The sequence below is a fragment of the Clostridium porci genome (assembly GCF_009696375.1).
In the GTDB taxonomy this organism is placed as follows: Bacteria; Bacillota; Clostridia; order Lachnospirales; family Lachnospiraceae; genus Enterocloster; species Enterocloster porci.
In genome coordinates this window covers 1-14,165 of the sequence record NZ_VUMD01000034.1, presented here as the reverse complement: position 1 = coordinate 14,165, position 14,165 = coordinate 1, and the positions used below count along the sequence as shown (strand labels likewise).

General features: G+C 56.1%; 10 protein-coding genes and 2 pseudogenes. 5 read left to right on the top strand and 7 right to left on the bottom strand.

Translation table 11 applies throughout. The annotated features are described in order from the left end of the window. Window positions 1-260: 260 nt before the first annotated feature. The 5 genes from FYJ39_RS19760 to FYJ39_RS19740 all read left to right on the top strand — a co-directional run bounded on the left by FYJ39_RS19760 (window position 261) and on the right by FYJ39_RS19740 (window position 3,554). The gene (locus tag FYJ39_RS19760; RefSeq protein ID WP_154474044.1) at window positions 261-584 is read left to right on the top strand and encodes a plasmid mobilization protein; all 324 of its coding nucleotides are present in this window, start codon (window positions 261-263) and stop codon (window positions 582-584) included. Further along, window positions 551-1,885 (top strand): relaxase/mobilization nuclease domain-containing protein, encoded by a 1,335-nt coding sequence (locus tag FYJ39_RS19755; RefSeq protein WP_154474043.1) that lies wholly within the window; start codon window positions 551-553, stop codon window positions 1,883-1,885. Before FYJ39_RS19760 ends, FYJ39_RS19755 begins: the two co-directional genes overlap by 34 nt. Next, window positions 1,882-2,235, top strand: coding sequence for a cysteine-rich VLP domain-containing protein (locus FYJ39_RS19750; protein WP_154474042.1), 354 nt, complete (start codon window positions 1,882-1,884; stop codon window positions 2,233-2,235). Before FYJ39_RS19755 ends, FYJ39_RS19750 begins: the two co-directional genes overlap by 4 nt. A gap of 280 nt (window positions 2,236-2,515) precedes the next feature. Further along, on the top strand, window positions 2,516-3,154 hold the full coding sequence (locus tag FYJ39_RS19745) for a class I SAM-dependent methyltransferase (protein ID WP_154474041.1): 639 nt from the start codon (window positions 2,516-2,518) through the stop codon (window positions 3,152-3,154). A gap of 67 nt (window positions 3,155-3,221) precedes the next feature. Then, on the top strand, window positions 3,222-3,554 hold the full coding sequence (locus FYJ39_RS19740; protein ID WP_154474040.1) for a DUF6050 family protein: 333 nt from the start codon (window positions 3,222-3,224) through the stop codon (window positions 3,552-3,554). 329 nt (window positions 3,555-3,883) lie between these two features. Here the strand turns inward: FYJ39_RS19740 and FYJ39_RS19735 are convergent, their stop codons facing one another. The 7 genes and pseudogenes from FYJ39_RS19735 to FYJ39_RS19705 form a co-directional block, all read right to left on the bottom strand. After that, on the bottom strand, window positions 3,884-4,084 hold the full coding sequence (locus tag FYJ39_RS19735) for a transposon-transfer assisting family protein (protein ID WP_003505023.1): 201 nt from the start codon (window positions 4,082-4,084) through the stop codon (window positions 3,884-3,886). 3 nt (window positions 4,085-4,087) lie between these two features. Beyond that, complete coding sequence (locus FYJ39_RS19730) at window positions 4,088-8,515, bottom strand: LPD25 domain-containing protein (protein ID WP_154474039.1); 4,428 nt, start codon at window positions 8,513-8,515, stop codon at window positions 4,088-4,090. 143 nt (window positions 8,516-8,658) lie between these two features. Beyond that, a pseudogene (locus FYJ39_RS19725) lies at window positions 8,659-10,749 on the bottom strand (DNA topoisomerase 3). Next, the gene (locus FYJ39_RS19720; protein ID WP_154474038.1) at window positions 10,746-11,543 is read right to left on the bottom strand and encodes a DUF4366 domain-containing protein; all 798 of its coding nucleotides are present in this window, start codon (window positions 11,541-11,543) and stop codon (window positions 10,746-10,748) included. The pseudogene FYJ39_RS19725 and the gene FYJ39_RS19720 overlap by 4 nt, the downstream one beginning before the upstream one ends. Then, window positions 11,533-11,787 carry a DUF4315 family protein gene (locus FYJ39_RS19715; protein ID WP_154474037.1) on the bottom strand — a complete coding sequence of 85 codons (255 nt, stop codon included), beginning with the start codon at window positions 11,785-11,787 and terminating at the stop codon, window positions 11,533-11,535. The genes FYJ39_RS19720 and FYJ39_RS19715 overlap by 11 nt, the downstream gene beginning before the upstream one ends. 22 nt (window positions 11,788-11,809) lie before the next feature. Continuing rightward, window positions 11,810-13,780, bottom strand: a complete 1,971-nt coding sequence (locus tag FYJ39_RS19710) for a C40 family peptidase (protein ID WP_154474036.1) — start codon at window positions 13,778-13,780, stop codon at window positions 11,810-11,812. Between the two features lie 29 nt (window positions 13,781-13,809). Next, window positions 13,810-14,037: pseudogene (locus FYJ39_RS19705) on the bottom strand (hypothetical protein); the annotation flags it as partial. Window positions 14,038-14,165 lie beyond the last annotated feature (128 nt).

Below are 14,165 nucleotides of genomic sequence, written 5' to 3'. Positions count from 1 at the left end.
ACGGTACAAAGAGGGTCGGCTGACAGTTTGCTCTTCGAGCGTAACATCTCATGCATAGGCCCGTCAGACCGGTCACCCCCATTATACCTTAGGCGTTAGTAACGGCACAGGGTGTATCCCCTGTAACCATGATTTAGTATATCGCAAGCATAGGGAGTGTAGCCACACTCCCGAACATCGGCCCCATCCCTCCCTGCGGGCCGGAGCCGGTTGCTTGTTGGGGAAATCCCCAAACCCCTGAATGAAAGGACGGTGAGGAAATGGCAAATCGAAAACGGAAGTTTGTGCTGCGCGTCCCCGTGACGCCGGAGGAAAGGGCGCTCATTCAAGCGAAGATGGCCCAGCTCGGCACAAGGAATTTTTCAGCCTACGCCCGGAAAATGCTGATTGACAGCTATATTGTCCATGTGGACACCAGCGACATCCGGGCGCAGACTGCGGAGCTGCAAAAAATCGGCGTCAACGTCAACCAGATTGCACGGCGTATCAACAGTACCGGGGCTGTGTACGCGCAGGACGTGGAGGACATCAAGGGGGCGCTGGCCCAGATATGGCAATTACAAAGATACATCCTATCAAGGTAAATCTGAAAAAGGCGCTGGACTATATCGAGAACCCGGACAAGACCGACGATAAGATGTTTGTTTCCTCCTACGGCTGTTCCTATGAAACGGCGGACATTGAATTTCAAATGCTGTTAGATCAGGCGTTTAAGAAAGGCAACAATCTGGCCCACCACCTGATACAAGCCTTTGAGCCGGGCGAAACCACGCCGGAGCAGGCCCACGAAATCGGGCGGCAGCTTGCCGATGAAGTGCTTGGCGGGAAATATCCCTATGTGATAACCACCCACATAGACAAGGGCCACCTGCATAACCACATCATTTTCTGCGCGGTGGATATGGCAAACCAGCGCAAGTACATTTCCAATAAGCAGAGCTACGCCTATATCCGGCGTACCAGTGACCGGCTGTGCAGGGAAAACGGCTTGTCCGTGGTGAAGCCGGGCAAGGACAAGGGCAAGAGCTATGCCGAATGGGACGCCAAGCGCAAGGGCAAGAGCTGGAAAGCAAAGCTGAAAATTGCCATTGACGCGGCAATCCCGCAGGCCAGAGATTTTGACGGCCTCTTACGGCTCATGGAGGCGCAGGGCTACGAGATGAAACGCGGGAAATTCATTTCATTCCGCACCCCCGGACAGGAAAGCTTTACCCGCTGCAAAACCTTGGGGGAGGATTACACCGAGGAACGGATCACCCAGCGGATCAGGGGCATTGCCATCGACCGGGGGCCGCGCAGAAGAAGTGCCGGGGAAATCTCCCTGCGGATCGCCTTGGAGGACAGTATCAAGGCCCAGCAGTCGGCGGGCTATGCGCGTTGGGCGAAAGTCCACAACTTGAAGCAGGCCGCTAAAGCCTTAAATTTCCTGACGGAACATCAGATTGAGAGCTACGAGGGTTTGGAAAGCAGGCTGAACGAGATCAGCGCGGCCAACGACGAAGCCGCCGCTGCCCTGAAAGCGGTGGAGCGCCGCCTTGGGGACATGGCGCTGCTGATAAAGCATATTTCTACCTACAAGCAACTGCGGTCCGTGGCGCTGGAACTGCGGCAGGCCAAAGACAAGGCCGCGTTCCGGCGAGAGCATGAGAGCCAGCTTATTTTGTATGAAGCTGCGGCAAAGGCGCTCAAAGAGGCCGGGGTGAAGAAGCTCCCCAACCTGTACGCGCTCAAAACCGAATATAAAAAGCTGGACGGAGAACGGGAATGGCTGTCAGAACAGTATAACGAGGTAAAGAAAGAGCTGAAAGAATACGGCATTATAAAGCAGAATGTGGATGGCATTTTGCGGGTGACACCGGGAAAGGAGCATACACAGGAACGATGAAGCGACCAAGAATGAATTACAGCCAATACCGCAAGTCCCGACGGCTAACGCATGAGTGCTGCAATTACTGTGACGGGAACTGCCTCCTGCTGGACGATGGGGAGGAATGTGTCTGTGTGCAGAGCATTTCCTATTCGCTGCTGTGCCGGTGGTTCAAGGCCGCCGTCCTCCCGCTGGACACGGCGCTTTATGCCGAACTAATGGAGCGGAGCCAGGCGTTGCGCTGCCGGGAGTGCGGGACGCTGTTTTCTCCCAGGCGGCCCAACTGCCTTTACTGTCCAGACTGTGCCAAAAAACGCAAACGGCAGAGCAAGAAGCTGTGGGCGAGGAAACACCGGGAGCATGCGTAGAAAAAGTAATGGGAAAAGGCCCTGAAATATCAGGGCTTTTTCCTTTGGTCAGAGGGGTGGTCGTATGTTAATACCTTTTCTCCTGGAAGCGGCATTTACTTTTTCTACAAAGTGATACCGATATCCCGCTCTCATTTCTGCGTTGCCATTCTGTTTCTTTTTCCTACGGCTTTCCCCACAATCATATATCCTTGAAAAATCAGTAGATTTTTCAAGTGAGTTCCTATATAATAAAATCAGTTAGTTAATGCGAACTCAGTAAGAGCAAGGAGGTTATTCCATGGGGATTCTCAAACAGTTTTTTAACAACACCAGAAAGCCGAACGGCTGGATGGGAAAAATGATGGTCAGAGGTATGAATCAGGGCCATGCTGCTGTTTCCGATTGGGGGCTTTCCTATTTTCCAGTCGTACCGAAGGCGTCTCATTCTATGATCGCAGATTTCGGATGTGGCGGAGGACGCAATACCGCAGCGCTTTTAAAGCGTTTTCCTGCTGCAACGGTCACAGCCCTGGATTATTCCAAGGTCGCTTGTGATAAAACAAAGCAGTTCAACCGGCATGAGGTGCAGTCTGGGAGATGTAACGTTGTGCAGGGGGATGTGTCTCGTCTCCCTTTTGAAGCGGCGACATTTGATGTGATCACAGCCTTTGAAACGGTCTATTTCTGGCCGGGGCCGGTGGAGAGCTTTCAAGAAGTCTGGCGGGTACTTAAACCGGGCGGGACATTTATGATCGTGAATGAATCGGACGGGACAAAACAGGCAGACGAAAAATGGACTGACATTATCGACGGAATGCGTATCTTTACACAGGAGCAGTTGATGCAATACTTACAGGATGCAGGCTTTTCCCGGATAGCCGCACATGTAAATCGGAAACAACATTGGCTTTGTCTCCTGGCGGAGAAAGCACGGTGAACAGAAGTGCCGATTCAAAATACGGATTTATAGAGACTGTACTTACAACACATGATGGAGGGATAGGATGACACGCGGAGAGATTTGGAAAGATTTTTTGAAACATACAGTTTTGACCCTGGTAATCGCACTGTTCCTGTTTTTGATTTTCAAGTCGGCCTTTACAAAAAACGGCGAAACGGAATATTTTTATGTATGGCTCTGTTGCGGGATTCCCTTTGGGATTCGGCGGATGTTCGTCTGGCTGGTTCCCCATGGATATGACTTAGGCGGTTCGGTTGGTATTATTGCAGTGAACTTTATAGTAGGCGGCCTGATCGGCGGGGTCATCCTGATCTGGCGTCTGGTGGTTGCTGTATGGTATATTCCTCTGACTATTTACCGATTGCTCACGAATTGATTTGGATTTCCAGTTGTGTCCTGAAATGTTGGGAGGTGTGTGTAGAAAAAGTAAAGGGGAGAAACCCTGAAATATCGGGGCCGCTTCCCTTGGTTGGAGGTATGGCTGAGTGTTAATATCGTTTCCCCCAGGAAAGCCATTTACTTTTTCTACTACAAAGAAGCAGCAAATCGAACGCCAGCCAATGATTCGTCAAGGCGAATAAGTCTGCGTGACGGCCAAAGGTCACATTTGACTATGAAAATGCTATGGATTTGTATAACACGAAAAAAAGCGCCGGACGCAAGGGACATATAGCCCCCCGCGTCCGGCGCTTTTGCCTGCTTGGGTTATTCGTCTGTGAAATGGAACGGCTGCGCTTCAAAGTCGGCATCGCCCATAGCGTCCAGCTTATCAAGGGCCTGACGGGCCAGCGCCGCCATATCCTCGCTCATATCCGACAGGGTGGCCCGGATGGCTCCCGATGTCCTGCGCCGGTCACTCTTATGATACATACAAATCAGGTTTTCTTCTTCCACGGTGAAATACATTCCTCATACCTCCAATTCCTTTGATTGTTCCCTATGCGGGGGATTCTTTTTCTGTTCCTTCTTAGCCGCTGCAAGCTGCGCCCGGATGGAGGGCTTTTTCTGGCTATGGTTGGCCTTAGCATTCTTGTGGGCCTGTTTTTGCGTTTGTTCCTCTGCTTTCACTGCCGCAGCGACATCCGAAAGGGAAACCTGTTCTCCGGCCTTTGCTCTGGCTTCCAGTTCTCCCATGGACGGAGTGTTGTTCAGGATGCCGTCGATCATATTTTCGTTCTGTTCGGTGGACATTTCAGCGGTTTTGATGTGGCTGTCCTGCTGGGCCGGGATGGCAAAGGCCCTCGTACCATTTGCCATAATGAGATACCTGCCATCCTCCGACTGGTGGTGAAATCCATACCCGGCAGCCTCCATCTGTTCCCGGCTCATGGCGGTTACATAGAAAGTCCCCCTCGGTGTTTTAACAGTTTCGCCCGTTTCCAGTTTGTCGGGGGTAAGCTGCCGTCCCTGCTCCTTGAAAAATTCCGGCACCTCCCGATAACCGATACGATCCACATAGTAGGCAGTCTGTTTCCCGTCCTGCCGGAACACTACAATATCCCCCATAGAGAGGGAACGTCCCTTGTAATCGGCGGGATGTTCCATATTAAAGCAATGGTAAATCTCGTCCAGAGAGGCGTTCTTATCCAACGGGGCTGTGTAGACAAGCTGGTAATTTTTCCTGTCTACTGAAAGCCCGTCCGCCTGCAAGCCCTCATAGGAACGGTAGCGGAAGTCGCGCCCCTCCGGGCCGCGCGGTACTTGGTAGATGGAAAAGTTAGGCTGCGCCGGGGCATCGGAGCCAGAAGCAATATATTCCTCCACCGTCAAACCGGCGGCCTTGGCCTCCTGCGCGACCTCGGCCTGTACCTGCTCCTTGTAGTTCTGCAAGCTCTTATCAAAGTCGGAAAGCTGCGGCGGCTCCGGCAAAGGTTCCCCCTGATTGAGAAACGGGCGGCACTCCTTTACATAGTCCACAAGGGCGGTCAAATAGGCGGTCTGCTCTGGCGGGAGGGAATCGCCGGATTGCAAAAGGCGCTGGGCCTCCTGCTCCATACGGGAAAGGTTACAGTGCTGCTTCATATAAGGGATAAACTCATTGAGAAGCATTTCCCGCTGGGCCTTGTCCGCCTCCCATGCCTCCGGCCCCTCGTGGTGCAGCACATGGTTTTTCCAGCTTTCATCCTGCGCGTAGTATTCGTGATACCCTTGGATATGCTCGATCAGGGAACCGTCTCCGTCGCCAAAATCCTGCCGCCCCTCGTAGTTGTCCGGCTGGCCCTGCATAGTAAAATCAATGCGGAACTTGGTTTTATCGTACCAATGACCTGTATAACCCGGCTGTTCCCGGTCATGGCGCTGGGCCTCGTCCAGTGACTTAAAAACGGCGTCGGCTTCATGTAACGGCATTTGCTGGCCGTCTTTCAGGTGGGGGCTTTCACTCCAAAGAATCGTAACAACCGGCTCCGCTGCCGGGTCAAGGGTGATCTGGCGCTCGGCGTTTGCCACGGCGATTTCCCCCTCTATCCGGCTTTTCACAAAGCTGTCCACCTCGCCGTACTGCATTTCATAGCCCTGTTCGCAAAGCTCATTGACAAGGGCCATCACCTTTTGCGTGTCGTCCACCGCCTCGGCATATTCCACAATCAACCGGCGTTCCCCGTTGCCTAACCGCTGGCCGCCCTTTTCTGCAAGGTCAATCAAAGCGTTGGCCCGTTCATTGGGGGACGCCTCCGGCATGAATGGTTTTCCGTTCAAAATCCCGTCTATCCCATTCCACGCCTGCGGCTGCCGGGCCTCGGCCTTTTCCAGCGTTCCATCCTTGGAGAGCGTAAAGCCCTGTGTCTGGATGGCCTCTTTCGTCCCCTGCGATACCTCGCCGGTAATTTTCAAATCCGTGTCAATCAGCATTTGCAGCATGGCCCGCACTTCATCGGTCATGGCCTGCTGCTGTTCCGGGGGCAGCTTGGAAAATACGCCGTCCGGGTTTGGCTGCTCGGCGGCCTGCTCTATTGGGGCGGCCTCCGGCTGTTCCTGCTGGGCCTGCCGCTGCTGCTGAAGTTCGGCAAGGTGGCCGTCGATGGCGGTTATCAACTCGTGGGCGGTGGCGCGGATGGTTTCAAGGGACGCCCGCAGCTCTTTCAGGTCTTTGCCAGAACTCCACCCGGCCACATACCCAAAGGAATAGTCGGACGTGTCCAGCCCGTAGTGCTGGCAGACGGCATAGGCCACGCTCTCGGCCTGTACCTCGCGGGTTCGGCTGTCGGGCCGGGCGGCCTGCTCTGCGGGCGTGGCCTCCGGGTCTATGGCGTGGAGCTTGGAATGGGCGATTTCGTGAATGGCCGTCTTGACGGTTTGCAATTCGCTCATGCCCTCCTGAATAGCAATCCGCTTTTCCGTCAGGTGGTAGTAGCCGTGAGAGCCTCCGGGGATGTCCTCAAAACCAATCGGGACGGGGGAGGTCTGTTCCAGCGCCTTGAAAAAATCTTGGTATTGCTCCACGCCGCCCGTCAATTCCTCCATCCCCAAAGAGGGCAGCGGCTCCCCCTCGGTCTGGCTCACGTCAAAGACGGAAACAATCTTAAAGGCCGGAACCTGTACCTCCTGAACCTCGGTGACAGGCTTTCCGTCCCTGCCGATCACTTGCTTGCCCTGGGCGTCCAGCTTCGGCACTTCCTTTTTGGCCTTAAACGGGGCTGGAGCCAGTATCTTGATGGCCTTTTCGCCTTTCTTGACGTTGCGGTGAAAATCATCCCGCCACTTGTTATAGCCTGCGACAAGCTGGCCGCCCTGCATGGCGATCAGGAGCGTGTTGTTAAAGCTGTAATTGTGGAACTTCGCCATAGAGGTGAGATAGGCTTTGTAGCGTTCACTCTCGAAAAGTTCTTGTATTCCTGTTTCCAGCCGGTCGGTGATTTCTTTCATGCGGTCGGCGCTGTTCTGGCTGTTCAGGATAATGGGGGTGACGGGCTGCGGGGGCGGAGCTGCGGCCTCCTGTTTCTGCTCTGGCTGGGCTTTTGCTTCCTCCCGCAGCGCTTCCGGCGCGGGATAGCCCATTACCCGGTATTCCTCCGGCACGGGCTGGCCCTCGTGGACGCGCTGCCACTCGTCGCCGGTTCGCAGGAGATAGCCGTACTCCGTAAACGTGCCTTTTTCCTCGCTGGCGATAAACTGGCCCAGCCGTTCCGTGTCGATGGCCGGTTTCCACTCGTCGGGGACTACCATCAGGCCGGAACGGTTTAAGTAGTAATCGCCCAGTGTGCGGTTGTCCTTGGCGTTGACCAGGATAAAACAATCGGTGTTCTCGGCGTAGTCGATGATCTGGCCGATAGACTGAAATTTTTCCGGAGAGTGCATGGCGGCGTTGAGGCCCGCAAGCTCCACAGCGTCCAGCTTTTGAAGCTGGGCGGCAAGGAAATTCAATTCGTCCACGCTGGCGGCCCGTACCAAATCCTCCGGCAATTCCAGCGCCCGGCCCTCCGGGGCAGAAATGCCGTCAATGAAAAAATCCTGCGGGTTGTCGGTGCTGATGTGGATTTCTTTCATGGCGGCCTGCACCTGTTCAGCGGTGGCCGGCAGGGAAAGCCAGTAGCCGTGCGGCCCGCCGGACTGCGCTTCGGCGCGGTTGTCAATCAGGATAGAAAATACTTCGTTCACGGGTTCCCTCCTTTCAGGCGGTTGGATAGCAGGGGACGGCTCCGGCTGTTCTTTTTCGGCCCTGGTGGTCTGCTGGGGCAGCTCGGCGGCCTGACTGGGCGCTTCCCCCTCGATGGTGTAACCGGGGAGCAAAAGGCCATTCACCTTGAAATAGTCGGCGTACTCCTTGGGGATGGCCGGGGAGATTTCCGTAAACAAATGCTGGTGGGCCTTGATACGGCCATTCAGATATTTGTCCAGTGCTTCCCGACTGTCAAAGACTTTCTTTTGCCCGGCGATTCTGGCCTGTCCGTAATTCCCCGGCGCATTGGTGTAAAGATTCCAGTCCAGCGTCCATGAATAGGGGATGGATTTCTCCGCCGCGCTGTTATACCGAGTGTTCTCGGTAATGGAATAGGACATTTTATAGACGGCGTTGCTGCGGACGCGGAGAAAATCGCCCTGCGGCTCCCATTGGTTTGCGGTATGCTTGACAGGAAGCGTCCGGGCATAGTCCAGCGTTTTATCAAGGGCAAGGGTCTTTCCGGCCTGTTCCTCCCATGCGGCGGCCAGCTCCTTTAGACGGTTAAACACTTCCTGTTCGGCGGCGGCGCTTTCCTCCCGCTGCTTCAAAAGCTCCGACAAGGGCAGGGCCGCCAGGCCGGAAAGGTCGGACTGTTCACTTTCAAAGTAAATCCGGCGCTCAATCTTCATGGTTTCAGCCGTTTCTAAACTGTCATGGTCGTAAGAGCTGTACGACATTCATTCCTCACATCCTTTCTGTGGTCGTGTTTTGCGTAGGGGTTTGGGGATATTCCCCAACAAGCAAACTCCCCGGCCCGGCAGGGTGTACCGGGTCAGGGAGTTTTCGGGAGTGTGGCTACACTCCCTATGCTTGCTGTTTTTTAGTTCTTTGCCCTCCGTTCTATGCGATAGTTGACGTACTTCCCGCCCGTATCAGCCAAAAGTACCGTGCCGTCGTAGGTCTTTCCCGTTTTCACGGAATAGAGGCCCTTTATCTTGACTTTCCCGCTTTTAAGGAGCGCGGCGGCGATTTTCGGGGTGAACGCTTTCTTTCGTTCCTCAAAAAATCGGTCATTCTTCCACATGACAAACTGGCAGGCCCGGTTTCCGCAATAGTAGTTCTTTTTCCCCTCGTAGACGCTTTCCCCGCAGCGCGGGCATTTGCCGATAACCACACGCTCTTTCTGAAACAACTGCTGGGCGTCCTCGCTGATCTGGGAATAGTTCGCAATCAGGCCCCGCGTCATTTCCTCAATGCCCTGCATGAAGCCCTCCGGGTCGGCCTCCCCCTTGGCAATCGCCGTCAGCTCCGTTTCCCACTGTGCCGTAAGCTGGGGAGAGGTCAGCACATCCGGTAGGACGCAGGCAAGGTTGTGGCCGTCCTTGGTGGGAAGTAGCTGCTTGCCCTTTCGCTCGATAAATCCCATCTGCACCAGCTTTTCTAAGATGGAGGCGCGGGTGGCCGGTGTACCTAAGCCCTGCCTTTCGGCGTCCTCCGGCATATCCTCGGCCCCGGCCCGTTCCATAGCCGACAGTAGCGTGTCCTCGGTGTAGGGCTTGGGCGGGGCGGTGAAATGCTCGGTGGCGTCAGCCTCCACCTTGTCAAAGGTCTGGCCCTCGGTAATCTCCGGCAGCTCCCGCGCAAGCTCCGGCGCGTCCTCGTCGGCCTCAGTCTTGAAAGAAGCCTTAAAGCGCCGGTCAATCTCTTTCCACCCCGGCGTCAGGATGGTTTTGCCCTTGGCGGCAAATTCATTCCCGGCGCAGGTGAATGTGGCGGTGACGGCCTCATACACATGGGGCGCGGCCACGGCGCACAGCAGCTTACAGCACACCAGAGAGAGAAGTTTTTTCTCCCCCTCGGTCAAGCCGTCAAAGCCCTTGCTGATAAACTCCATCGTGGGGAGAATGGCGTGGTGGTCGCTCACTTTCTTGCTGTCTAAAATCCGGCCAAACTGCGGGGAGAGGTCAAGCCCCTTTGCAAAGGGGAGCAGGGGCCAGAGGCCGGACACAAGGCTTTCCGCCATGGGCTGCATATCGTCGGTTAAATACCGGCTGTCCGTGCGGGGGTAGGACAGCAGCTTCTTTTCATAGAGCTGTTGGGCGTAGTCAAGGGTCTGCTTGGCGGTAAAGCCAAAGAGCCGGTTGGCCTCCCGCTGCAAGGTGGTAAGGTCGTAGAGGCGGGGCGGCTGCTCCGTCTTTTTCTCCCTTTCCACGGAAACGCAAACGGCCTGCGCCCCGGCGCAAGCCGCTTTCAGGCTGTCCGTCTCGCCGGGGCTGGAAATACGGCGGCTGGCCGCCTCCATGCCGCCCGCCGCGATATGGACAACGTGGTATTTCTCTTTCTTGAAACCGCTGATTTTTGCCTCCCGGTCAACCAGCATTTTAAGGGTCGGCGTCTGTACCCGGCCCACGGTCAGGGTCTTGTGGTAGAGGATGGAGAAAAGCCTTGTGGCGTTTATCCCTACCAGCCAATCCGCCCGCGCCCGTCAAAGGGCCGATTGATACAGATTGTCATAGTCTGCGCCGGGTTTCAGGTTGGCAAACCCCTCCCGGATGGCGGCGTCCTCCATGCTGGAAATCCAAAGGCGCTTGAACGGCTTTTGACAGCCCGCCATCTGATAGACGAAACGGAAAATAAGTTCCCCCTCGCGCCCGGCGTCGGTGGCGCACACAAGGCCGTCCACGTCGGGGCGCTCCATCAGGGAACGCAGGACTTCAAACTGCTTTTTCTTCTCGTCCGGGATGATGTACTGCCATTCCTGCGGCAAAATCGGCAGGTCGTCATAGCGCCACTTCTTGAAACGCTCGTCATAAGCCCCGGCATCGGCAAGGGAAACCAGATGGCCGATACACCAGCTCACCAGATAGCCGTTTCCCTCAAAATAGCCGTCCTGTTTCTTATCCGCGCCGATCACGCCCGCAATACTGCGGGCCACGCTTGGTTTCTCTGCAATCACTAACTGAATACTCATTCCTCGTCCTCCTTATCTGTTTCTTCCTCCATCAACAAATCTTCCTCCGGCTCTTGGGCGTTCCCATCGGTGGCGTCGTCCGGCTCCGGGGCTTCTTCCTCGTCGTCCTCGTCCTCGCCAAAGTCGTACTCGTCCAGATCGTCGCCGCCCTTGACATCCGCTTTCGGCTTGCGGAACTTAAAGAAGTAAAGGGCCGCGCCGCCGCCTGCCAGCACTGCCACAAGGAACACCATAAGGCCGCCCATGCCGCCGCTTTCTTTCTCCGGCGCTGCCGGTTCTTCCTCGTCTGCGGGTTCCGGCTCCGGCCCGGCGCAGGCGGTCAGGTTATTTTTACAAACCGGGCAGGCCGTGTTGACGGCCCCGGCCTCACACTTGGCCGTGCAGGTGCAGGCTTGCGGCTCCTGTTCGCCGTCCTCCAACAACGCTTGCAGGTCGGCGTCGTCCACTTGGTTCAGGAAATGCACGGAGGTTTCCTTGTCCTCGTTGGCCCGGTCAATCAGGATATAGAAATAATTCCCTGCCTTGGTGGTGACGGTGATAAGCTGTTTATCCCCGTAGAAATCATCTACCAACGCCGCGTTGCCCTCCGGGGTGACGGGTACGCCCTCCGGCTCCATCTCTATGCCCCCGGTGGTGGGTTCCTCCGTTTCCTCCGGCAAAGGGGCCTCGGTGGTTTCCGGCAGCGGCTCCGGGTCAGGGTCAGCGCCCCCGGCGTAGGCGGTGACGGAAAAAGCCGCCATGCAAAGCACAGCGACCAGCGTCACGGTAAATCTGCGAATGAGCTTATTCTTCATCAGCGTTTCCCTCCTGTTCAAACTCCGGCTGCGGGGCCGGGGGCGCTTGCAGAGCGCCGCCGCGCACAAAGGCGGCGAACTCCTGCGGGGTCATGTTCAGGCCGCGCACAAGCTGGACGATCTGCAAGTTTTCCTGTTCGGTCTTTGCCGCTTCCAGCTCCCGGAGCTGTTTCTGCAATTCCGCGATCTTGCCCTTGGTTTTCTCAATGTCATTTTCGATACGGTCAAGTTTATTTGCTGCCATAGTCTAAAACTCCTTTCTGGCGTCAGGGTAGACGCCCGTAACAAAATAGGTAAGATTGCCAGTAACTTGAATTTAGGTTTGTGTAAGAAATGGGGTCGCCACAGTGCAGCATGACGGAATTACCCACATAAAGCCCCACATGGGAAACGCCGGGGGTGTCGTAGGTGCCAACGAAAAAAACCAAATCGCCGGGCTTGGCCTGCCCCGCTGTGACGGGGGTGCATAGGTTATAAAGCCCCTGCGCCGTCTGCCGCCCAACGCTCCATCCGCTGTGATTGAGTACCCAGCTAATAAAGCCGGAACAATCAAAGCTGGTGCTGGGAGAGCTGCCTCCCCACACATAGGGATAGCCCACATATTTGTCCGCCTCCGCAATCATGGCCGCAAAGGTTTCATCCTCCAAAGCCTCCGGGGGGATTTCATAGTAGGTCGGCTCCTTGACGGTGGAGGCATGGGGATAGCTGCCACTTGGAAAGAGGTCTGGCCGGTTTCCCAATGTCTGCATATAGGCCGCGTACAGGCTCAACTGTTCCTCGTCCATGAGATAGACGGGCAGGTGGGATAAGTCGTTGTTGGTAAGTGTCACGTTGCAGATATAGTAGGTATAGGGGACTTCCACCTCGTATTCGTTGCCCTCGCTGTCTGTCCTCGTTTCCGTGCGGTAACGGATTTCCGTTTCAATGGTCTGCGTCAGGGTGTATTGCTGTTCAAAGAGCATGGCAAGGTCGCCCTGTACCTCATCCAGCGTAAACGCCCCGCCGTGGAGCGCGGAGAGGATAGAGGTCAGCACATAGGGGTCATGGCTGATTTCGTCCAAATCAAAACGGTACTCGTCGTAGCCGGGGTGCAGGCTTTCGTAGTTGTCAAGCTCGTACTGCAAGTCGGCCTCCATCCCGGCGTAGGCGTCCTCGGCCCCCAGCATATCGCTGTCCTCAGACAGATAGGAGGTGGCCGCAAGCCCCGTCCCGGCGCTGCCGAACATGGCGGTGCAGGATTGCAGGCCGCCCATAATCAGCAGGAGAAGCAGGCCCACGCCGCCGATCAGCAGCGCCCCTTTCCATTGACGGGCCACAAAGGAGGCTGCCTTTTTGCTTTCCTTGGCGGCTTTTTGGGCTGCGGTGGCCGTGGTCTTGGCGGTGCTGGCCGCGCCCTGTGCCGTCTGGCCCGCCGCCCGCGCTGCCTTGGCATACTGCCGCTTGATTTTCTGCTTCTGCCAGAAGCGGGAAACCGGGTTTTTTACCGCCTGCGCCATTTCCGGGTTATCCCGCAGGGATTTTTGATACATATACTCGGCGTTGGCGGCTATGGATTTCCTTTCGGCCTTGGCTGCGGCCCGGTAGGGCTTTAGCTTATGCCGCTGTCTGGCGCTTCTTAGGGCCTTGCCCGCTTGACGCTCGGCCAGTTCTTCCCCCTTGTGGCCGCCCTCCACGCCCACGTTTTCGTGTTCTACCTCATGGATTTTCCCGTGGAGGTATAGCCCTGCCTCCTGCACGGGGCGGCTGGCCGGCTTGGGTTTGAGCTTCGGCGGGTCTTTCTCCACTTTTTCAAAGTGAAGTTTGCTTTTGGCCTTTCCCTTGGCTTCATCGTAGACGGTTTCCTTGGTAAGTACGCGCTTCTTCGGGAGGGCGTCTTTGGCGGCGTCCAGCTTATCGGCCCTTTTTTCGGCCTTTTTGATATAAGGGGCCAGCTCCGGGGAGGCCCGTTCCTCGGCGGTAAATTGCAGGTGGGAGGTGGGCCGGTGCAGGGCTTTTCCTCCCTCCGTCACTACCTCCCCGGCGTCCTTGGCCGCCTGCTTCGCCTTATGGCGGCTGTGGAGCTGGTCGGCCCGTTCCAGTGCCTTTTCCGCCGCGCCGCCCGGCTCGGCGGTATATTCCTGCTCGGCCTCCCGGCTGGACACGTTGACGCTCTCGCCGGTGGTCTGGTTATCCAGCGTCAGCCCGTCGCGGGTCATGCGCTGGGTGACTTTATCACGGGGTTTTAAGGGGCGCTTCATGGTAAATCACCTCCCATCTGGCCCGGCGCTCATACCGTGGCCCCCTCGCCTAACCGGGTCGTCATGATCTGGTAGAGCTGCGTGTTCTTCGGGATTGGGTTCTTAAACGGCAGAATCACGTTCTCATAAATCAAAAGCCCCTCGCCGGGTTCGGAATTGTCCACATACCGTAGCTGCTGGGGGGAAATGTTCAGCCGTTCCGCAAGGATTTTCCGATCACCGCTGGCCTGATTTAACAGGCAGATAAAGTCGCTGTTTTATAGTGATAGGTAAGCCCCTGATATCATCTCAGGCTTTTCCCCCACTTCACACCGTGCATGCGACTTTCACCGCACACGGCGTTCCATCGGTTAGTAGATTTCGTTGTCTAAACAATCAAACCTGT